Consider the following 19,957-nt stretch of genomic DNA (forward strand, 5'->3'; position numbering starts at 1 on the left):
GCGGAACAAACCCATTATTCGGAGCGATGGGATGTAGGCTCCCGGGTAGCTGCGTTCAGCATATGATCGGGACCGACCGCTTCAATGTCAGGGGCACCTTTCGGGTAATGGCGGAATGAGGTGTTGCGAATCAACGACGGATACGGTTTGAACGTCACCCAGCGCAGCGGCCATTTACGAACCCACAGCCCCATCCGCACCAATCCGGATACCCAGCCGGGCGGACGTTGGTAACCGAAGGCCGCCAGCAATTTGTCGTTGAGCAGGGCGGCAAACACCGGCGGCACCAGCGGGTGCAGCAGCGACGGGAACCAGCGCTGCACGATGGCTACCGTAGCGTCGGCTATGCGCCGGTTGCTGGGGGCAAAGCGAACGTATTGCTCCTCATACGCTTCCATGAATGATCGCAGGTCGTCGAGCCTTTCGGGCAGGTCGTGGAGGTGCATACGCCGGCCGACCTCCCGGAAGAACAGAAAAAGCGCCTGTTCTTCGGCCCCGGTAAGCTGGCGCCAGCCGTATTGATTAATCCATTCGATCGGGTAAAGCACGAACGTACCCAGCACAAACAGGTATTCGGCGTTATCGATGCGGTAATGGCCGTGAATGCGGTTCATGTGTGTGATGGCCCGCTGGCCTTTTTCACTGTCGTAGCCCGATTCCATAAATTCAGCAATCAGCCGGCTCGTATCGTCGTACCGTTTCTGACCATTTCGCTCAAACTCGCCGGTTTTTACCAGCAGCCCCGATACCCGCGGACTGGCGTACGTATGAAATAAAGCCAGCTCAAGGGCCCGGGTGATGTCGAAAGGAAATTCATAGGCGGTCAGCAGGTGTACAATCCGCTGGTGATCACGAACCGGGTCGAGCGATTCCAACTCCCGCCGAACCGCCGGATCACGAAACAGCCCAAACCGCTTCTGGTAAACGTTCATGTTGAGTCAATACGTCATTTGTGAAAAAAAGAGAGCTTTCTCCCTTTTTGCAAACCTTGTCATTTAATGGTCCGGACGCAGATAATATGTTAAATGAGACTTAAATTAACCCATTTCTTAACCTTGAAGCAAGTTAAGCTGTGTAATATAAGTAAAACTTAAAGTCAACCTATTAGCGCCATTTGATTATTTAAATAGTCAATGTTCGTTATCTTACAGGCCCATTCCTTCGGTCAAGATTACTACATAATTATGTTTTCCCGTATCGTACATACACTTTGCGCTCTATTACTGATTTACGGATGTCGCTCTCAAGCTGAGCCGTTTGAAACCAAATTAGCGGGATATACCATTAACCTCCCTGTTACATCAGGTGAAATACGAGCTAAATACCCCAATGCCAAAGAGTCCTTATTTGTGTATTTAACAGAGACAACATCAGACATGGATGTTGAATGGCGCTTTAACCAATCAATTTATAATCCTAAAAGCCAAGCGTATGCCATTATAGTAACTCTTCGTAATAAAGCGCACCAAATGGACTCAATCCGCACAGCCCTTGAAGCGCAGTACAAAAAACCCTTTGAGCCTTTGCTCACACCTAAGCATCTAGGTAAATATGAGTATTACGAAAAAGATTCAACGTTGGGTGTTTTACAGGTTAACGAGCATGTTCAGTTGTCTATTCATCGGCGTAAGATTTGGCCTCTGAGTGGGTATCAATACACCAAAGACGTAGTTGTCTCTATTTGTTACGGGCTTACAGATGAACAGAAAGAGCGGTTTGCTATGAAGCAGGGTGATATTCAGCCACGCGATTAACAATAACTTACATAGCTTCCCTACAACGGCCTTACTTTCAGATTGCGGTACCAGACCGTACTGCCCCAATCCTGTAAACCAATATGGCCGGCCAGGGTTCCCGAACCAATCGGGGCGGTTTTCAACGGGCTTTTCGCCAGGCGCTGCTTCCAGTCGGCCGACGTCAGGTCGTGTTCCTGCACCAGAAACCCGTTAATAGATACGGTGAACTGCTTTCCTTTCCGGATTACGTGCACCTGGTTCCATTGGCCAACCGGAGCCGACTCGCGAAGCCGGGCGTTGGCGACGCCGAAGAAATCGCCGGCCCGGTGCATGTTCTCGGCCGCACCCTCATAGATCGCATCATCGAGGATTTGTAGCTCCAGGCCGGAGTCGTGCATGTGTTTGTACGTCGGCGATTCGGTGACGAAAAAGAAAATGCCGCTGTTGGCCAGCCGGCTGACTTTCCAGTCGGCCTTGAATTCAAAATCGCCCGCAAACGAAGCGTTCGTGATGATATCCCCTCCGTCTTTGGCTTTATTTCCTAACCGGACCGGTACGTCCAGCTTGATGGCCCCCTGTTCTATGCGCCACGCCTTACCAACGCCTTTGCCGAGGTACGCATGCCAGCCGGTCAGGTCTTTACCGTTGAAGAGCAGTTTCCAGCCCTGCTGCCGCTCCTGGGCCGACAGGGTATTGACGGACTGGGCCTGCGCAGCAAACAGGCTACCTACGATGGCGTAGAAGACGACGAAGCGAACGATGTTAATCATACGAATAGAGAAGACGGGTATCTGGCATAAAGCGATCCGGGAAAGCAGCCTACTCAATGCTTTGGGGATAAACTAGCCGGTTTGCAGGTAGCGGACCAGATCGGAGATGGTACGAATCCCCAGCATTCGGGCCTGCTCCCGGCGCATCATCAGGCAATAGCTGTTGCCAAACCCCAGCGGTTTCAGCCAGGACAAGCCGTGTTGCCGGCTAAAGGCTGTTTTAACGAACGAATACACCGAATCCGACTGCATGGGAAGCTGCCGCAACGTAGCGGCCGGGGGCTGAAGGATTACCAGCAGTCCGGTTCCTGTATATTCCGGGTAGAGGTCCAGCGCCCCCGTACGGAGCGCGTCGAAGCAGATCTGCGTGCCGCCAAGTCCCGTACGGGTGGCTACCCGAAGGCTGGTTTGCCCTTCAATGAGCTGCCGGTACATCTCGGCCAGGATGTACTGCTCGGTAAACACTTTGGAACCCAGCACGATCGTCGCCGTGCGATTGCCGGGCGAGGCTGGATTCCATAAGCCGTTCGCTTTCAAAAAATCACGCGCAATGGTTTCCGGCGATTCGTGGCGGTAGTCAGCCCGGTAGTTAAGCGTTGTCATGACGGTATCCGTCAGCCTACCCGCCAGCCGATTCAGCACGGCTTCCAGCTCAGGGTGTCGTTTCAGTGTCGCCTGTCGTACCACCGGAGCCGCATCGTAGGGCGGAAACGCATGGCGGTCGTCGTCGAGCACGACCAGGTCATACGCCTTGATCCGGCCGTCGGTCGAATAGCCGCTGATGATATCGACCTGTTTGCGGTGAATGGCCTCATACATCAGGTTCTGGTCGATCAGTCGTGGTGTCAGCTGCAGACCGTACGTCTGCCGGAGGCCCGGATACCCATCGGCTCGTCCGTAGAATTCGTGCGCAAAGCCGGCCACCAGCCTATCGGACTGTGACGGCAGCAGGTAAAATCCCGACAAAAGTGGCAGCAGGCCTGCAAACACCAGCGCCCCTACTCGCAGCCGGCGGGCGGGCAGCCGCTGCATCCGGGCCAGCCCCAGATCAAAACCCACCGCCAGCAAAGCCGCCGGTATGGCTCCGGCCAGAATCATGTTGACGTTGCTGAGGGCAATCCCCCCGAAAATAAACTCCCCCAGTCCACCGGCCGCTACGTAGGCCGCCAGCGTGGCCACTCCCACGTTAATGACGGTAGCCGTCCGGATGCCCGCAAACAGTACCGGCAGGGCCAGCGGCAGTTCAACGTTGACCAAAATCTGCCGGTCGGTCATGCCAACACCTCGGGCGGCATCCCGCACGGCCGGACTTACTTCCTGAATACCGACGTAGGTATTGCGGATGATAGGCAGCAGGGCGTACAGAAACAGGGCTACCAGGGCGGGCCCAACGCCAATACCCAGCAGAGGAATCAGAAAGCCCAGCAAGGCCACACTCGGCACGGTTTGCAGCACCCCGGCCACACCCAGCACCCCCGACGCCAGCCGGGGACGACCCGCGATCAGAATCCCGAGGGGTACGCCGACCAGCAACGCCAGCAACAGCGAAATAAACGTCAGGCCGATGTGGGTAATCGTTTGTTCGAGTAGTTTATCGGCCTGCTCGCGCACGAACGTAAAGAAATCTGCCATGCTCGCTGTGCTCGTTTTACAATAGTCGGTGCGGTGTTTCGTCCAGAAAATCCCGCACAAAGTCATTGGCAGGTCGCTGCAGCAACTCATCCGGCAGTCCGATCTGCACGATACGTCCCTGGTCCATGAGGGCAATGCGGTCGGCCAGTTCGAGGGCTTCGCCGACATCGTGCGTAACAAGCACGACGGTGGTTTCGCGCAATTCGTTCAGCCCGAATACTTCGCGCCGGACGTGTCGGCGGGTGAAGGGGTCCAGGGCGCCGAACGGCTCATCCATAAGCACCACGGGCGGACGGGCCGCTAAAGCCCGGGCCAGTCCGACCCGCTGCCGCTGCCCCCCGCTCAGTTCGGCCGGGTAGCGATTCAGCATATCGGCGGGCAGCCGGAGCCGGTCGGCCAGCTCGCGCGTGCGCTCCCGAATGGCGGCCTCATTCCAGCCGAGCAGGTTCGGTACGGTTGCTACGTTCTCGGCTACTGTATAATGCGGAAACAGGCCCCCATCCTGGATAACGTAGCCGATGCTCCGGCGCAGGGTGGGACCATCCTGCTGCCGAACATCAACCCCATTTACGACGATTGACCCGCTGGTGGGGTCAATCATCCGGTTAATCAGCCGCAGGGTCGTGGTTTTTCCGCTGCCACTGGTGCCCAGCAGCACCAGCGTTTCGCCGTTGGCTACGGCAAACGATACGTCGTTTACAACCAGCTGGTTACCATACTGTCGGGATACGTTCCGAACGGTGATCATCGCTACGGTTCCACCCGCACGCCTTTCCAGAAGGCAACGCGGTCTTTAATCTCGCTGGCGGCCGGCTTGGGGTCCGGATAGTACCAGGCGGCATCCGGGTTTGTCTTACCGTCGACGGTCAGGGTGAAGTACGAGGCCAGTCCTTTCCAGGGGCAGGTCGTGTGCGTGTTACTATCCGTCAGGTAATCGCTGTTGACGGCCTCCCGGGGGAAGTAATGGTTTCCTTCCACCACAACGGTATCGTCGCTTTCGGCAATGGTGGTGCCGTTCCAGATCGCTTTCATGGTTTTTGACGTGTTTTACGGTAAAACCTGAACTTCAACCAAAGAGTTATCGTAAACCCGGTGCGTGGCCTTCTGAAAATCGGCCGCATCGGCTTTATAGATGTTGTCGACGTATTTCTGCGGGTTGCGGTCGATGAGCGGGAACCACGTACTCTGCACCTGAATCATCACCCGGTGGCCTTTTTTGAACGTATGCAGCACGTCCTGCAGACGAAAATTTACGTCGGTTACCTGCCCCGGTGTAAATGGCTCCGGTTTTTCAAAGCTGTTCCGAAACCGGCCCCGCATCACCTCCGACCGCACCATCTGCTGGTAATTGCCGAGCGTAATGTTTTTGTTCGGCAGGTACGGATGATTGGGTTCGTCGGGCGGATACACATCAATGAGCTTCACGACCCAGTCGGCGTCGGTACCGGTGGTGCTGACTTTCAGTTTCGCCATAATTTCTCCCCCCAGCGTCAGGTCCTCGGTCAGGGGTTCGGTCTGGAACGTCAGCACGTCGGGCCGGCGCCCCGCAAACCGCTGGTCTTCCGACATGTAGTTGAACGGTGTAAACCCGAGCGTTGTCGTGATGTCCTCCGTATACGGCACGGGCTTCATCGGGTCGCTGATAAATTCCGAAAAAGCAGCACTGCCGGAATTGGCTGTTGACGGATCAGACGTACCCTCTGACCGAGACAACCGGCCATCGCCGGCCAGGCGGAAGGTTAGCGTCCGGGCGTTGGCAGCGGGCCACTTATCGAAGGTTTTCCATTCTTTGCGACCCGTATCGAAGAGATACGCTTCGGGCAGGCCCGTTTTGCCGTCGCCGGGCCCCTTCAGGAAGTGATTGAAAAATCGGGCTTCAATGTTCCGCTGGTAGAACGTAGCGATGCTGTCGCCGAAATAGATGTTGCTGTGCAGCGTATGCCCCGTTTCCCGCGACCACCGCCCGTGTCCGAACGGCCCCATCACGAGCGTGTTATACGTCCCGGCGTTGTTCTTTTCCAGCGTTTTGTACACGTTCAGGGGACCGTACAGGTCTTCGGCATCGAACCAGCCTCCGACCGTCATCACGGCGTGTTTGACGTTCTTCAGGTGCGGCAGGATAGACCGTTTCTGCCAGAACTCGTCGTAATTCGGATGATTGATCGTTTCCTGCCAGAAGAAGTTATCGCTGTAGTATTTGTTGGCGTTTTTGAGGGGTCCCAGGTCATACTGCCACTGGAAACCGTCTTTCGACCCCGTGTTGATCATTTCCGACGCGAACCAGGCCGTGGTTGTAGGCTTGGGGTGCTGCACGCCAAACACAGGATACGTGAACAGATACGCCTGAATGAAGGCGCCGTTGTGGTGAAAATCATCGAAGAAGAAATCGGAGACGGGGGCCTGGGGCGACGACGCTTTCAGGGCCGGGTGGGCGTCGGGCAGGGCCGCGGCCGTGTAAAAGCCGGGGTAGCTGATGCCCCACTGTCCTACCCGACCGTTGTTGAACTTGACGTTTTTCAGCAGCCACTCGATCGTATCGTACGTATCGGAGCTTTCGTCTGGCGAACCCGCCCCCGTGGACGCAGCCGCTGTGGACACAGCCGCAGCGGACGCTTTCCCTTTCTTCCGGGCGGCCGTGGCTGGTGGATCGGGCAGGTTTGGGGTCATGTTCGTCCAGGTCCCCTCCGACATGTATCGACCCCGAACATCCTGGTACACAAAGATATACTTATCCTGCTCAAGTGTGGGCGACGGTCCCAGGCGATTAGCGTACTGATCAGGACCGTAGGGCGCAATACTATAGCAGGTCCGCTGCATCAGAAACGGGTATTTGTTTGTTTCTGACGCATCCTTCGGCACGTACACGATGGTGAACAGCTTCGTGCCGTCGCGCATCGGAATCTGGTGCTCGTATTTCTGATAATTGTCCTTGACGAAGGTATTAACCACCGGATTCGGCTGGGCCAGCGCCGTCAGGCTCAGCAGCCCGACCAGCAGCGTAAGTAATCGGAAACGCATATCAAACGGGTTATTTTCCGCAAGGTACAATCTGTCCCCGTTTTTTGCTACGTTCGCCGAACCAATGATTCTACTTACAATAGGCCTCCAGCCGTACTTTAAAAACCCACTGCGCTTTATCGAGCAGGTATTCATTTTGCCGGTACGGCCAGCTCGCTCCCCCGTCTGTACTGGCCCGCAGGTCGTAGGTCCGGCCCTGCTTCAGCTTATACGATGTTATGCTTCGCTGGGTCCGGGTCAGCGTAACCAGTTCGCGCCAGTTATTTTTGCCGGATTCGCTGTATTGCGTCCGTAGCTGGGCGGGCAGAGCGGCTTCGTTCAGCGTCATGCCTTTCGGACACGAAAACTGAAAATCCAGCTTCATGGCCGGCGGTACGGGCAGTGTCCCCAGGTTGATCTGTACCGGCGTTACGTCGCAGGAGGTACCCACCGCCGATTCGGCGATCAGTCCGCTTTTCGATCCCTTGCCCCAGGCATCCGTTTCGTCGAACACCCGCAGTGTCAACCGCCGGTTCCGGGGTTGGGCGGTAATGGGGATCTGAGCCCCGTCGTTGGCATTGGCATAAAACGTACTGGCCACCTGCCCGGTTACGGCATCTACCACCTCACACCGATAATTGACATCCACGTTCTTTAGTTTACTGCTTACGCTGAAGATTGGCCCTACCTCACAGATGCTGTCGGCCCAGGCCACCACGTAGGTTCCCGCCGTCAGTACGTCAGCCTGGTATTCCAGTTTCCCAGTCTGCTGATTCAACACAACGACGCCCGGCTTCTCCTGTCGCCAAAGGCCTGTCAATGCATCAAAACTGAACAGCGGAATAACGTCACCCGCGCGAACGGTTCGTCCGGCCTGCGGATGCTGCATTGCGGGATTCAGCTCCATCGTCCAGCGCACCGGCTGCGAGAAGCTACGGGCCAGCTGGTATTGTTTGTTATACGCTTCAATGGTGATCGAACCGGCCAGCGACGAAACACGCATCAGCCCCAGCGATTGCGAACCGGCCGTCAGGGGCATAACGTTCTGCATCAATCCGCCACCCGGCACCTGAGCCGTAGCATTGCCGCTGCGGGTATCTGTATGTACCAGACTGATTGCCAGCTCTCCGCCCACGGCCTGCCCGTCGCGGTCGGTTAGCCGGGTCCCCATCGGCAACGTAAGGCTGGCGTTATCAACCTTTCCCGACTGTGCGGGCGTGGCGAGGGTAAATGTTGTCGTGAGGGAGCCATCCGTTCCGGCGCGACCGGCCGCAAGTTCTGCCGAAAGCGTGGTGGGCGGCTGGGGTAGGTTTATAAACCGAACCGTACGCACCTGACGATTCAGGCTGTTCATCACGACCGGCTGCACTACCGGTAAATAGCCTTCCGATTCAAGAACGACTGTAAACCGCAGGGGCTGCTGCGCGGTGGGCGTCGACTGGGGCGCAGCGGCCAGCAATAGAACGCCATCCGCGTTGACCTTATAGCGGTTGGTGTTCAGCGTCGTAACCATACGCGAGGCATCCGGTCCGGCCAGCTTCACGCTGATCTGTTTTGGCAGCGGTTTGCCCGACGGCTCGACTACCCGTAGCTCCACCACACCCTGCGTAATGGGATCTTTAAACCCCAGTTGAACCCCATCAATGGGATTTTTGCAGGCATCCGTCAGAAAAGGAAGGAGGCACAATACGTACCTTTTTAAGTATTTCATAAACTTAATAATAACATTAACGTCATTAATAAGTATAAATGTAAATAAAAAGCCCATTCATTAGGCTTTTTATTATTCTAAATCAGTAGGGAATAGTTGGTTATCTGTTCAAAGTAATAAACCCGGTGCTTGGCATTGAACTGCTTCAATGCCAAGCACCGGGTTTATTGCATATATGGCTATGGGGCGCCTGACAGCGGTGGGTGCAAGTTCTGAACCTGCTCCACTGCTATCAGCCGCCCCGTAGCCGAACTATGTGCTACATCTGCGTTTTAGCGTACCAGTCGCGGAAACTCTCCTTAGGCGGTTCAGGAAGTTCGCGGGCAATGGCCCAGGGATTCAGTTTACCGTTGTGGCTCAACGCGTGAGGTGTCATAGCCAGCATTTTACGAGCCACCCGACCTAATCGGGCGTACACGGCAGGCCGCGCCAGCACGGCAGCCAGACCTTTCATACCCAGCCGTTTACCTGCGGGCATAGCATTAGCCTGCCCAATCAGTTGCCGCCACTTGTAAAGCTGAACGTGAATGTCAATTTTCACCGGGCACACGTCCGAACACGAGCCGCAGAGCGTCGACGCAAACGGCAGCGAACTGTGTTTTTTAAGGTCGATGTTCGGCGACAGAATCGCTCCGATCGGGCCGGGCACGGTGAAGTCGTAGCTATGGCCCCCACTCCGCCGGTACACGGGGCAGGTGTTCATGCAGGCTCCGCACCGGATGCACTTGAGCGAATTTCGAAAATCAGGACGGCCGAGCTGGGTCGTACGACCATTGTCGACCAGCACGATATGCAGCTCCTGACCGGGTCTTGCCTTGTGAAAATGGCTGGTGTAGGTGGTCGATAGCTGCCCAGTAGCCGAACGGGCCAGCAGGCGCGTAAAGACGCCCAGGTGTTCAAGTTTTGGAATCACTTTCTCGATACCCATGCAGGCGATGTGCACCGGGGCCAGGGTCACACCCAGGTCGGCGTTGCCCTCGTTGGTGCAGACCACAAACCCACCCGTTTCGGCAATGGCGAAATTAACCCCCGAAATGGCTACGTCGGCCGCGACGAACTTCGCCCGCAGGTGTTGCCGGGCCGTTTCGGTCAGGCGCTGCGGATCGCTTTCGCCCTCGGGCGTGCCGAGGTGCTCGTGAAAAATCCGGCCCACATCCTCCTTTTTGAGGTGAATCGCGGGCATGACGATGTGGCTCGGCGGTTCGTTCGTAAACTGGATAATGCGCTCTCCCAGGTCCGTATCCACGACCTCGATGCCGTGCTGCTCCAGAAACGGGTTCAGGTGGCACTCCTCGGTGAGCATGGACTTACTTTTCACGATACGCTGCGCCTGGTGCTGCTGGATAATGCGCAGCACGATTTCGTTGTGTTCGCGAGCATCGGCAGCCCAATGCACCTGAACACCGTTGGCCTGTGCATTTCGCTCAAACTCCTCCAGATACACATCCAGACGGCTCAGCGCGTGCTCCTTAATCTGCGACGCCATCTCGCGCAACTGCTCCCATTCGGGCAGCTGGTAGGTTTGGCGGTCGCGTTTCTGGCGGATAAACCACAGTGCCTGATCGTGCCAGGTGGTGCGGTCTACATCGGCCGTAAAGCGTTCGGCGGCTTCGGGGTGGGTCATAGGCTATATGATCTTAGGCTTTAACTTGCTCAATGATGTTCTGCACGGACCGGCGCACACCGGCCAAAACGTTTCGTTACCACGAATCGGCTTCGTTACTATGCTGCTAAATCGAATGCCAGATCTCTTTATCTAACACCTGTGTTTCAGGATCGATTCCCCTGCAGTTCTGTTTTCAGGAGTTCGACCCGATTAATCCATTTCTTCCAGTTGAAAGACAGCCTCTACCGGCTGCCCAAACACACGCGCAATTTTCAGGGCCAGGATCGTCGACGGAACGTAGCGTCCGGTTTCAATCGAATTCACGGTTTGTCGACTCACTCCGATTCGGTCAGCCAGTTCCCCCTGCGATAAGTTATGCTCAGCCCTACATACCTTGATGCGGTTTTTCATAAGGCCAGCACCCGACTGTTTTTCAACATCAACAACCGAAACCGGATCACAAACACCAGCAATACGGTAAACATGTTATATATCATAACATCCAGAAACCGGGTTCCGTGAATCACCAGGATAGCGACGGTTAAAATGATGTAATTGACATACACGCTCCATTGCAGGCATTCCAGCCGCAGTTGACTAACCATTTCGTCTTCAATAGTTTCCCGCGAAAAACCAATCATCATCAAACCGGCGATTATGCCCACAGCCGCGAGTTCATCCGTCAGGTTAATCTCATCGACTTCAAAAAATACCGAAAGGCTACCTTTGGCATGACCCGTTTGTCGCAGCACTATCGTTAAAAAATCAAAATAGAACTCGCCATACATTGCGGCAATACCCAGTACGACACAAGGAACTAAAATAATCCAGCCAATCAGGCGGTACCGATGCGGAAATAACCACTGCGTTTTCATTTGACATGTAAAGTTTATTTGACACACAAGTATCAAATTTATTTTACTATTTGTCAAGCAAACTTTACAATTTATTTTCAGCGGTCAGAATTTCCGCGACGTGCATAACCCGGACAGGCAATTTTCGTCGCCGGACAATCCCCTCCATATGCATCAGGCACGACATATCGCCCCCCGTGATGACCTGCGCCCCGTGTTCGACGTGATCCTGTACGCGATCCTGACCCATTCGGGCCGATACGGCTGCTTCCGTTATGCAAAACGCTCCGCCAAATCCGCAGCACTCATCGTAGCGTCCCAGATCGACCAGTTCAAGCCCTTTTACCTGTTTCAGCAGCCGGCTGATCTGCCCATCGCGCACCGGTGTCTGCTCCGAATCGGTAGCCAGCCGGAGGCCCCGCTGACCGTGACAGCTTAAATGCAGCCCCACGCGGAACGGAAATTCGGCCTCAATGCTGGTGATCCCCAGTACGTCGGTCAGGAACTGCACCAGCTCGAAGGTACGTTCGCGCACGTGCTGAACGGCGGGGGTTTGCTCGATGATGTTAAAGTGCTTCCGGACGTGGTATACACAACTGGCCGATGGCGCGACGATGTAATCATAATCGGCGAATGTCCGGACGTAGTTGTGGTACACCGGAATGGAATCCTGTTCGCAGCCGGCGTTGGCCATTGGTTGCCCACAGCAGGTCTGCTGCATGGGAAAGGTCGCCTGAACCCCCAGTTTTTCCAGTAACCTCAGCGTTGCGATGCCTACCTGCGGGTAGAACTGATCTACGTAGCAGGGAATGAATAATGCGACGTTCATACAGAAGCGCGGGTTTCGACCGCTTAAAATTTTCACTTTCGGGCTGCTGCCGAATCGCCGGCCACCAGACCGCCGGATCGCCGAACCGTCGGACCGCCGAACCGTCCGTTATTTCAGTTGATACGTTGCCACCACCGGATAGTGATACGACGTATTGTTATCTTCAATGACGCGGTAACTGAGCGGTTTCAGTGGCCCGCCCGGCTGCGTTAGTATGTAATCCGTCCGGCTGCCCATGTCCGGAAACGTAATGGCATCCGACTTCCGGCCCGCATCGTACCAGCGGCCCAGCAGGGGCTCCACGGCCTTGTGATCGGGATGGGCGTTCAGATCACCCGCCCAGATCACCGGCTGAATGCTCGGTTCCAGCAGAGCACTGATCGTTGCCGCCTGCACCCCCCGCCCAACTTCCGAGCGGTCGTCGAGCCGCGTGGTGCAGAACCGAACCGTCTTTTTGCTGGGCAGTTCGACATACGCACACAGCAACACCCGGGGGTCGGTCAGGTCAGGATTTGGCAGTTGGATCAGTTGCTGGGCAATGATCGGATATTTTGATAAGATAGCTAACCCGTACCCTCCTGCTTCGGCATTCGCTTCTTTTCCGAACACCGCTTTCAGACCGGTCAGGTAACTCAGCTGAGCCGCCTGGTTTTTACCTAAACTGCTGGCGGTGGCGCTGTCTACTTCCTGCAAAGCCACCAGATCGGCACCCGTCGTGCGGATCAATCGCCCAACCTGAATCAGATTGGTTCCTCCGCGCTGGCTGGTGCCGTGGTGTATGTTGTAGGTCATTACGGTCAGTTTCTGGCCTGCAACGCCCGTAATCGACACGAGCCAGACCAGTAGGCTTATCCATCCGTGGGTCATAGTAACGGTGATTGATTTCATCACCTAATAACTCGTTATTGGTCCGAAACAGTTTGAAAACCGGGCTATAACGTAAAGATTCGCTGCATGATCAACCATTTCTCGCCGGGTTTCGCCAGGGGTAAAGCCTGCTGATACCGCCACATCAGGTCTTCCCAGGCCTGCACCTTTGGGTTAGCAGCATCCAATTGCGCTTTCTGCTCAAACGAAAAGGTTTCATCGGTTTCCATAACCATGAACAGCCGGTTACCCAGGCGGTAGATCTCCATACCGGTAATACCCGCCGACCGAATGCTGTCTTCAATCTCGGGCCAGATCTGCTTGTGGTGCTGTTCGTATTCGGCGATCAGCGCCGGGTCGTCTTTCAAATCAAGGGCCAGTGCGTAACGCATTGAAGTTGGTTGGTAGGTTTGTAGTTGGTTGGTTTGTGGTTTGTGGTTGATCGGTTTGTGGTTGTTTGGTTTGTAGTTTGTGGTTAATCAGTTTGTGGTTATTCAGCACCTGTGTGTTAACGAACCACAAACCACGAACAACAAACCGATCAACCACAAACCTGTTCAAAACCCCCACCACCGCTTCTGCGGGTATGTTTTTCCAACCACCACAGGTTCGCCGATCATGGGCGTAGTGACCGTTACGTTCAGTTCGCCGGCTTTTTTCAGCACCCGTTCGACCGGTTCGGTCCAGGGGTGGAGGGCCAGGGTGAACTTTCCCCAGTGTACTGGCATCAGCACGTTTGCCCGCAGATCGACGGCCGCCTGCACGGTTTCTTCCGGCATCATGTGAATGAATGGCCACTGAACATCGTACTGTCCGGCTTCGAGCAGGGCCAGATCGAAAGGACCGTATTGATCGCCAATCTCCTTAAAATGTGGTCCGTAGCCCGAATCGCCCCCCAGGAACAACGTATGCGAGGGTGCCTGAAGGACGAAGGCGGTCCAGAGGGTTTTTCCGTTGACCAGCCCGCGCCCGGAAAAGTGCCGTGCCATAACCGCCCGGAGGGTCAGTCCGCGCCCGGCGGGTCCGCCCTCCCCCCAGTCGTATTCGTGGATGGCCGACTCCGGAACGCCCCAGCGAGCCAGGTGCGCGCCAACGCCGAGGGCCGTGTGAAACTGCCTGGCTTTAGGAATCAGCTTCAGGATGGTATCGTAGTCGAGGTGATCGTAATGATCGTGCGTAATGACAACCACGTCAATCGCCGGCAGATCATCGACCGTGTAAACGTTCGACCCCGGGTAGCTTTTCGTACCCAGCACGGAAATCGGCGAAGGACGGTCGCTGAACACCGGATCGACCAGGATCGTCTGCCCCGCCACCTTGATCAGGTACGACGAGTGACCGAACCAAACGAGTACCGGGTTTGCCCCCGCCGAATCGGCCTCCAGGCGGCTCAGATCGGTTTTGACCGACGGCAGTGGCTTAGTCGGTTCCCGATTTGCCACGGGCCGCAGGTATTTCATCAGGAGCTGCCAGTACGATACGCCCGGTGCCATCATCGACGTTTCGATGGGATAGCGAAAATGCCCATCCCGATAATTCGCCGACCGGCCAATTCGTGTCAGCCGGTCGCCGGCGGGCGTTGCTCCAAACGTAGCCAGTTGCAGGACCAGCACGGTCACAACGGCTAACACGGCAATCAATCCGAGGAATACGTACATACTTCGTCGCAGCAACCGCATCGTTTATTCGCTTACACGATCGGAGCCCGTTCAACATCCGCTGCCCGGGTTCGGTACCCCTGTGCCGCGTAAAACACAATGTATGCAAAGCAGACCAGCGGTACCAGCAGGGCATACATCGGTCCACTGGCAAACAAAGCCCCGGCCACCAGCGGCAGCAACGCGCCCCCAACGATGCTCATAATCACCAGCGACGACGCCAGCTTCGACTCCACGCCCAGGCCTTTTGTGGCCAGCGCGAAGATGGTCGGGAACATAATGCTCTGGAAGAAGTACGTAAAGCTCAACGCAATGACGGCGGTTACGCCACCGGCCAGCATCGCCAGCAGCACCATCGCCACAGCTCCGGCGGAGTAGATCGTCAGCACTACGTTGGGCCGCATGCGCGTCATCAGCGACGTACCGACAAACCGCCCCAGCATGAACAGCACCAGGGCAAACGATGCGTGAAAGCCCGCAATCTGCGTGGGCGACAGGTCGGTTGGCGAACCGGTCAGCGCGTTGATTGCGTTCATGTATCCTTCGGCCAGCCCCCAGTGGCCTTCGCGGGAGAGGTCAAGCTTCAAATCAACGAAGTAGCCCCAGAGCGTAGCCTGCGCTCCAACGTTGACAAACTGCGCAATGATGCCCAGCGTCAGGTGGCGGTGACGAAACAGACTCGTAATGGGTATATCCCCGGCAGCCTGCTCTTCCTCAGCGCCAACTTCGGGCATTTTTGTAATGGCAAACAGCACGGTTACGAACGCGATAATCAGCCCGATGATCAGATACGGTCCCTGAACGGACAGAGCTTCCTGCACCCGTATCGCTTCGGCCTGCGCTGCGGGCATGGCATTCAGCAGTTCCGGCGTGTATTCCGTCTTGGAGAAGATGAAGAGCGCCCCAATGATTGGCCCCAGAATGATGCTGATGCCATTGAACGACTGCGAGAAATTCAGTCGCCATTCCGACTTGGCCGGATCGCCGAGCACCGTTACGTACAGGTTGGCGGCCGTTTCCAGAAAGGCAATGCCGCAGGCCATCGTAAACAGGGCAAACAAAAAGAAACTGTACACCCGGGCTTCGGCCGCGGGGTAGAACAAAAACGCCCCACCCCCGTAAAGTACCAACCCAAACAGGATGCCGCGCTTGTAGCCGAACTTACGCATGACGTACCCCGCCGGCAGGGCCATAAAAAAATAACCCAGATAAAAGGCGAAATCAACGATTCCGGCCTGAAAACGGTCCAGGTCGAGGGCAATCTGAAACTGCTTGATCAGCGAACCGTTCAGGCTGTTGGCCAGCCCCCAGAGAAAAAACAGGCTGGTGACGAGCGCAAAGGCGATGCCGAAGCTGCCGGTATTCTCGCCGGATTTAAGTCTGACGTTATCGGTTGTGGGTCCGAGGGGCATAAGTAGCGGGTTTGGAAAAGGTAAATGTACAGGTTTTGTCGTTCGGCTGACGGTTTTGTATGGGTGGCGTCAGGTAATGTGGGGTGAGTTCTGCACCCGGCTTCACCCAACCTGGCCCCGAATTCCCAAGCTCAGTCCGTTATCGCCCGGTCGAGGTGGGTATAGCCCCCGTCGACGTGCAGCAGCTGCCCCGTCGTGTGGCTGGATCGGTCGGACAGCAGAAACGCTACGGCATTAGCAATCTCTTCGGTAGTCGTCATGCGTCGTTCCAGCGGAATTTTCGAGACAATCTGTTGTAGTTTCTTATCCGGCTCCGGCAGCGTTTTAATCCAGTTCGCGTACAGGGGTGTCCAGCTTTCGGCCACAATGACACTGTTGACCCGGATGCCGTACGGCAGCAGTTCGACCGCCCATTCGCGGGTCAGCGCGTTCCGCCCCCCGTTGGAAGCCGCGTAGGCGGAGGTATTTCCCTGACCGGTTTCGGCCACCTTGGAACCGATGTTGACGATAGATCCCTTCGATTGTTTCAGGGCAGGCAGAACGTGGTGGGCCATCAGGTAGTAATGCACCAGGTTTTTGTGCAGCGACGCCATGAAGTCTTCGTAATTGCCCTGTTCCAGGCCGACTCCGTCGTTCACTCCGGCGTTGTTTACTAGCCCGTCGATCCGACCGAAATGAGCCAGTGTTTGTTCAACGGCCCGTTTGCAGTCGTCCGGCCGGGTGAGCTCAGCCACAAACTGGTGCGCTTTTCCACCCGACGCCTGAATGGCATCCACAACCTGCTGATTGTCCGCTTCATTCCGGCCAACAATAACGGGAATAGCCCCCTCGGCCGCCAATACGGTACTGATGCCCTCACCAATGCCTTTGGCACCGCCCGTAACCAGAATAATTTTGTCCTCTAGGTTTAAGTACATGCACGACAGGCTTGCACCTGTTTTTAAACGGTTAAAATTGCTTACTGAACGGCTACAGCCGATAAAACCTGACGGCGTTGGCTCCGAACACCTTCGCCCGAACCTCATCCCCCCAGGGAATGACGTATTCCTCAATCAGCGTTTTGACCTGGGTGTAGTTGGCCGCTACCAGACAGACCGGCCAATCTGACCCGAACATCAGCCGATCAGGGCCGAAGTGCTCAAAAGCTGCATCCAGATACGGAAAAAAGTCTTTCTTGCTCCAGTTCTGCCAGTCGGCTTCCGTAACCAGGCCCGATAACTTGCAGTACACGTTCGGCTGCCTGGCAATCTCGGCCATGAAATTCGACCATGTATTGATCCGCTGTTCACTGATGCGCGGCTTTGCCAGGTGATCGATCACAAAGTTGACTTCCGGCACGGCCCGTACCAGATGCAGCGCGGATTTAAGCTGCTGCGGATAAATCAGGATGTCGTACGTCAGGTCGAATGCCGCCAGTTGCCGGATGCCCCGGATTACGTCCTGCCGCGTCAGGAAATCGTCGGGTTCAGCCTGGGCTACGTGCCGGAATCCCTTAATCTCCTCATACAGCGAAAAGGCTTCCAGCCGCTCGTAGATGGTCTCGGCCCGCAGATCGACCCAGCCAACCACCCCCCGGACGATGTCGTAGGACTCAGCCATTTTCACCAGAAACAGCGTCTCGGCCTCCGATTGGTCGGCCTGAACCGCTACGCAGCCGTCGATGCCGTTCTCGGTCAGGATCGGCTCCAGATCGGCCGGCAGGAAGTCGCGCCGGATGGCGGCCATCTCGTCGGTAATCCACGTATCCCGCTCGGGGTCATAGAACCAGAAATGTTGATGCGCGTCGATGGTCATACAAGAAAGGGAGGAAAGGAGAAAGGGAGGAAAGGAGAAAGGGAGGGCACCGAATGCGGTTACTCTTCTCCCCTTTCCTCCCTTTCTCCTTTTTCAATGATAACTAACTGCGGTTTGGCGCTGTTCGCCCAGGCCCTCGATGCCCAGTTCCACGACGTCGCCGGGCTGGAGGAAGCGCTGCGGTTTGAGTCCCATGCCTACGCCCGCCGGGGTACCCGTTGAAATCACATCGCCCGGCAGCAGGGTCATGAACTGGCTGATGTAGCTGACCAGGGTCGGTACGTCGAAGATCATATCGTCGGTGTTGGAATCCTGCAGCCGTTCGCCGTTGAGCGACAGCCACAGGTGCAAGCCGTTCGGGTTGGGTACGTCGTCTTTCGTGACCAGATACGGCCCCAGGGGCGCAAACGTATCTGCGCTCTTGCCCTTTACCCATTGACCACCCCGTTCGAGCTGGAAAGCCCGCTCGCTGTAGTCGTTGTGAACGGCGTAGCCGGCGATGTAATCCATCGCGTCATCAAGCTCAACGTAAGTGGCTTTTTTGCCGATAATGATGGCCAGTTCCACCTCCCAATCCGTTTTTTCCGAGCGTTTTGGAATGATAACCTCATCGTTCGGACCGACCAGTGCCGTCGTGGATTTAAAGAACAGGATCGGTTCGGCGGGTGGTTGCGCGCCGGTTTCGGCTGCGTGTTTGGCGTAGTTTAAGCCGACACAAATAAGTTTGGAGGGCCGCTTGACGCACGGGCCAAAGCGGGTATCGGGCGACACGTCCGGGCAGTGCTGCGCGTGACTTTCCAGCCAGTGGGCCAGTCGTTCGGGACCGTTGGAGGCAAAGAAGGTTTCGTCGTAGTCTTCACCGAAGTGGGTGACATCAATGTGTTGTCCGGTAGGTAATACCACGCCGGGGTGTTCGTGGGAAGGAGCGCCGAAGCGGAATAGTTTCATACTATAGAAAGGTATCTGCCCGGAAAAGTAAGGATTTGGCAAATTATAACCATACGAATCAAGTGTCAGGCCCATTTACAAATAAATAAAGCCAGTTCATCCGTCCCTTCACCAGGTTTATCGCTCAGCGTAGTTGGCCGCCCTTCGGGATAATTTCGGGACTGGCTGATGCCCCACTCATTTTTCTCTTTAACCAGGAAATACAGATGCCTTTTCTTTTCGGCTGACCAGCTGACCACCAGGATAATGGCTATCATTTCAGGCAGCTGTTACCTGGCTGAAATCTCGTATGATCAAGGCTGGTTTATATGGCAATAGTGGTGAAAACGGGAAGAGTCAGGTTTGAAACCTGACTCTTCCCGTTTTCACCACTATCATCCGGATGTTAACCGGTCAGGTGCAGTAAATAGTCCTAACTCCGGCGGTTTTTTTCTTTCATCTATTGATCGAATTTATCAATCAGCCTGGTGTTGAACCTGGTGCGAAGTAGCTGGTCGTACGCCGGCAAATCCTTTATTATCAAAAACATCTGCAGGGTTTCGATCCCCATTACTTGTTGAAAACGATCTGCCCGCAGGAAACTTCCTGCGAACCAAAAGGGTCTATGCTCATTCTATAAAAAAGGTCTTGTCCTTTTGCGAAAAGTCCGGCTCGTACGGGGCCATTATCAGGGGTATAACTGAGCATTACGACATAAAAAAGACACGCTTCCTTGGGATTAAGCGTTCGTTGAAACCTGGTCGGTTTATTGAAGCTTGTATCTAAAAAAGATACTAAATCAGCTGTCTTATACCCATAGTTATACAATGATTGCCTGTCAAGCGTCATTGCGTCTGGAGGTAGTAATAATTTAAAGTAAGAGTTCGGTACGGAGGAAATGGCGAATGAATCGGCAGGAAAATTAATTGTTAGTTCTACCGGGGTAGCCGTTTCGTTGATAACCCGAGTCCAGAATATGCCAAATCCATGCGTTTTTCCGCTAAAACTAGTGTATCCCCTCCTTCCATTAATAGCTACTCCACCTTTAGGGTAACTGTTTTGTATGATTAGGCGCCTACCGAAAGAATCAGTATACTCATGCTTCGTGTGAACATACCGTTCATCAGGTCCGGGAGAAGTGAATAGGTCGTTGATTACGGACTT

Annotated in this window: 20 protein-coding genes; 1 reads left to right on the plus strand and 19 read right to left on the minus strand. The window is 55.4% G+C overall.

The annotated features are described in order from the left end of the window. Positions 1 to 14 precede the first annotated feature (14 nt). Positions 15 to 932 (minus strand): oxygenase MpaB family protein, encoded by a 918-nt coding sequence (locus DYU11_RS11215; RefSeq protein ID WP_119667764.1) that lies wholly within the window; start codon positions 930 to 932, stop codon positions 15 to 17. Positions 933 to 1,184: 252 nt separating this feature from the next. Between DYU11_RS11215 and DYU11_RS11220 the strand changes: the two genes are divergently transcribed. Next, positions 1,185 to 1,754, plus strand: coding sequence for a hypothetical protein (locus tag DYU11_RS11220; protein ID WP_147367919.1), 570 nt, complete (start codon positions 1,185 to 1,187; stop codon positions 1,752 to 1,754). 20 nt (positions 1,755 to 1,774) lie between these two features. Here DYU11_RS11220 and DYU11_RS11225 read toward each other — a convergent pair whose 3' ends face one another. The 18 genes from DYU11_RS11225 to DYU11_RS11310 form a co-directional block, all read right to left on the minus strand. After that, a complete protein-coding gene (locus DYU11_RS11225; RefSeq protein WP_119667766.1) occupies positions 1,775 to 2,506 on the minus strand; it encodes a 3-keto-disaccharide hydrolase in 732 nt (243 codons plus the stop codon). A 72-nt stretch (positions 2,507 to 2,578) separates the two neighbouring features. Beyond that, positions 2,579 to 4,138: an ABC transporter permease/substrate-binding protein gene (locus DYU11_RS11230; protein WP_119667767.1), complete on the minus strand. Its 1,560-nt coding sequence runs from the start codon at positions 4,136 to 4,138 to the stop codon at positions 2,579 to 2,581. Positions 4,139 to 4,154: 16 nt separating this feature from the next. Beyond that, positions 4,155 to 4,886, minus strand: coding sequence for an ABC transporter ATP-binding protein (locus tag DYU11_RS11235; protein ID WP_119667768.1), 732 nt, complete (start codon positions 4,884 to 4,886; stop codon positions 4,155 to 4,157). A 2-nt stretch (positions 4,887 to 4,888) separates the two neighbouring features. Further along, positions 4,889 to 5,170, minus strand: coding sequence for a DUF427 domain-containing protein (locus DYU11_RS11240; RefSeq protein ID WP_119667769.1), 282 nt, complete (start codon positions 5,168 to 5,170; stop codon positions 4,889 to 4,891). A 15-nt stretch (positions 5,171 to 5,185) separates the two neighbouring features. Then, entirely contained in the window at positions 5,186 to 7,156 is a 1,971-nt protein-coding gene (locus DYU11_RS11245) for a CocE/NonD family hydrolase (protein WP_119667770.1), read from the minus strand. Between the two features lie 70 nt (positions 7,157 to 7,226). Further along, the gene (locus DYU11_RS11250) at positions 7,227 to 8,846 is read right to left on the minus strand and encodes a hypothetical protein (protein ID WP_119668304.1); all 1,620 of its coding nucleotides are present in this window, start codon (positions 8,844 to 8,846) and stop codon (positions 7,227 to 7,229) included. Positions 8,847 to 9,105: 259 nt separating this feature from the next. Next, positions 9,106 to 10,470, minus strand: a complete 1,365-nt coding sequence (locus tag DYU11_RS11255; RefSeq protein ID WP_119667771.1) for a lactate utilization protein B — start codon at positions 10,468 to 10,470, stop codon at positions 9,106 to 9,108. Positions 10,471 to 10,662: 192 nt separating this feature from the next. Then, positions 10,663 to 10,863, minus strand: a complete 201-nt coding sequence (locus tag DYU11_RS11260; RefSeq protein ID WP_119667772.1) for a helix-turn-helix transcriptional regulator — start codon at positions 10,861 to 10,863, stop codon at positions 10,663 to 10,665. Next, positions 10,860 to 11,327 (minus strand): hypothetical protein, encoded by a 468-nt coding sequence (locus tag DYU11_RS11265; protein WP_199736709.1) that lies wholly within the window; start codon positions 11,325 to 11,327, stop codon positions 10,860 to 10,862. Before DYU11_RS11265 ends, DYU11_RS11260 begins: the two co-directional genes overlap by 4 nt. A 64-nt stretch (positions 11,328 to 11,391) precedes the next feature. Further along, positions 11,392 to 12,135: a (Fe-S)-binding protein gene (locus tag DYU11_RS11270; RefSeq protein WP_119667774.1), complete on the minus strand. Its 744-nt coding sequence runs from the start codon at positions 12,133 to 12,135 to the stop codon at positions 11,392 to 11,394. A gap of 108 nt (positions 12,136 to 12,243) precedes the next feature. Then, a complete protein-coding gene (locus DYU11_RS11275; protein WP_229365780.1) occupies positions 12,244 to 13,002 on the minus strand; it encodes an endonuclease/exonuclease/phosphatase family protein in 759 nt (252 codons plus the stop codon). A gap of 65 nt (positions 13,003 to 13,067) precedes the next feature. Further along, positions 13,068 to 13,394 (minus strand): L-rhamnose mutarotase, encoded by a 327-nt coding sequence (locus tag DYU11_RS11280; protein ID WP_119667776.1) that lies wholly within the window; start codon positions 13,392 to 13,394, stop codon positions 13,068 to 13,070. Positions 13,395 to 13,559: 165 nt separating this feature from the next. Continuing rightward, positions 13,560 to 14,660: an MBL fold metallo-hydrolase gene (locus tag DYU11_RS11285; protein WP_229365782.1), complete on the minus strand. Its 1,101-nt coding sequence runs from the start codon at positions 14,658 to 14,660 to the stop codon at positions 13,560 to 13,562. 32 nt (positions 14,661 to 14,692) lie between these two features. Then, positions 14,693 to 16,072, minus strand: coding sequence for an L-fucose:H+ symporter permease (gene fucP / locus DYU11_RS11290; RefSeq protein WP_119667778.1), 1,380 nt, complete (start codon positions 16,070 to 16,072; stop codon positions 14,693 to 14,695). A gap of 131 nt (positions 16,073 to 16,203) precedes the next feature. Beyond that, positions 16,204 to 16,989: an L-fucose dehydrogenase gene (locus DYU11_RS11295; RefSeq protein ID WP_119667779.1), complete on the minus strand. Its 786-nt coding sequence runs from the start codon at positions 16,987 to 16,989 to the stop codon at positions 16,204 to 16,206. A 52-nt stretch (positions 16,990 to 17,041) separates the two neighbouring features. Continuing rightward, positions 17,042 to 17,866 carry an amidohydrolase family protein gene (locus tag DYU11_RS11300; protein ID WP_119667780.1) on the minus strand — a complete coding sequence of 275 codons (825 nt, stop codon included), beginning with the start codon at positions 17,864 to 17,866 and terminating at the stop codon, positions 17,042 to 17,044. A gap of 93 nt (positions 17,867 to 17,959) precedes the next feature. Then, positions 17,960 to 18,814 carry a fumarylacetoacetate hydrolase family protein gene (locus DYU11_RS11305; protein ID WP_119667781.1) on the minus strand — a complete coding sequence of 285 codons (855 nt, stop codon included), beginning with the start codon at positions 18,812 to 18,814 and terminating at the stop codon, positions 17,960 to 17,962. Between the two features lie 65 nt (positions 18,815 to 18,879). Beyond that, positions 18,880 to 19,071 carry a hypothetical protein gene (locus DYU11_RS11310; protein WP_119667782.1) on the minus strand — a complete coding sequence of 64 codons (192 nt, stop codon included), beginning with the start codon at positions 19,069 to 19,071 and terminating at the stop codon, positions 18,880 to 18,882. Positions 19,072 to 19,957: the final 886 nt, after the last annotated feature.

The sequence above is a fragment of the Fibrisoma montanum genome (assembly GCF_003583365.1).
Classification (GTDB): Bacteria; Bacteroidota; Bacteroidia; order Cytophagales; family Spirosomataceae; genus Fibrisoma; species Fibrisoma montanum.

What these genes read in the sequence shown, in the direction of transcription:
- DYU11_RS11215 (WP_119667764.1), bottom strand. Translation starts at nt 932, where the DNA reads ATGAACGTTTACCAGAAGCGGTTTGGGCTGTTTCGTGATCCGGCGGTT.
- DYU11_RS11220 (WP_147367919.1), top strand. Translation starts at nt 1,185, where the DNA reads ATGTTTTCCCGTATCGTACATACACTTTGCGCTCTATTACTGATTTAC.
- DYU11_RS11225 (WP_119667766.1), bottom strand. Translation starts at nt 2,506, where the DNA reads ATGATTAACATCGTTCGCTTCGTCGTCTTCTACGCCATCGTAGGTAGC.
- DYU11_RS11230 (WP_119667767.1), bottom strand. Translation starts at nt 4,138, where the DNA reads ATGGCAGATTTCTTTACGTTCGTGCGCGAGCAGGCCGATAAACTACTC.
- DYU11_RS11235 (WP_119667768.1), bottom strand. Translation starts at nt 4,886, where the DNA reads ATGATCACCGTTCGGAACGTATCCCGACAGTATGGTAACCAGCTGGTT.
- DYU11_RS11240 (WP_119667769.1), bottom strand. Translation starts at nt 5,170, where the DNA reads ATGAAAGCGATCTGGAACGGCACCACCATTGCCGAAAGCGACGATACC.
- DYU11_RS11245 (WP_119667770.1), bottom strand. Translation starts at nt 7,156, where the DNA reads ATGCGTTTCCGATTACTTACGCTGCTGGTCGGGCTGCTGAGCCTGACG.
- DYU11_RS11250 (WP_119668304.1), bottom strand. Translation starts at nt 8,846, where the DNA reads ATGAAATACTTAAAAAGGTACGTATTGTGCCTCCTTCCTTTTCTGACG.
- DYU11_RS11255 (WP_119667771.1), bottom strand. Translation starts at nt 10,470, where the DNA reads ATGACCCACCCCGAAGCCGCCGAACGCTTTACGGCCGATGTAGACCGC.
- DYU11_RS11260 (WP_119667772.1), bottom strand. Translation starts at nt 10,863, where the DNA reads ATGAAAAACCGCATCAAGGTATGTAGGGCTGAGCATAACTTATCGCAG.
- DYU11_RS11265 (WP_199736709.1), bottom strand. Translation starts at nt 11,327, where the DNA reads ATGAAAACGCAGTGGTTATTTCCGCATCGGTACCGCCTGATTGGCTGG.
- DYU11_RS11270 (WP_119667774.1), bottom strand. Translation starts at nt 12,135, where the DNA reads ATGAACGTCGCATTATTCATTCCCTGCTACGTAGATCAGTTCTACCCG.
- DYU11_RS11275 (WP_229365780.1), bottom strand. Translation starts at nt 13,002, where the DNA reads ATGACCCACGGATGGATAAGCCTACTGGTCTGGCTCGTGTCGATTACG.
- DYU11_RS11280 (WP_119667776.1), bottom strand. Translation starts at nt 13,394, where the DNA reads ATGCGTTACGCACTGGCCCTTGATTTGAAAGACGACCCGGCGCTGATC.
- DYU11_RS11285 (WP_229365782.1), bottom strand. Translation starts at nt 14,660, where the DNA reads ATGTACGTATTCCTCGGATTGATTGCCGTGTTAGCCGTTGTGACCGTG.
- fucP (WP_119667778.1), bottom strand. Translation starts at nt 16,072, where the DNA reads ATGCCCCTCGGACCCACAACCGATAACGTCAGACTTAAATCCGGCGAG.
- DYU11_RS11295 (WP_119667779.1), bottom strand. Translation starts at nt 16,989, where the DNA reads ATGTACTTAAACCTAGAGGACAAAATTATTCTGGTTACGGGCGGTGCC.
- DYU11_RS11300 (WP_119667780.1), bottom strand. Translation starts at nt 17,866, where the DNA reads ATGACCATCGACGCGCATCAACATTTCTGGTTCTATGACCCCGAGCGG.
- DYU11_RS11305 (WP_119667781.1), bottom strand. Translation starts at nt 18,814, where the DNA reads ATGAAACTATTCCGCTTCGGCGCTCCTTCCCACGAACACCCCGGCGTG.
- DYU11_RS11310 (WP_119667782.1), bottom strand. Translation starts at nt 19,071, where the DNA reads ATGATAGCCATTATCCTGGTGGTCAGCTGGTCAGCCGAAAAGAAAAGG.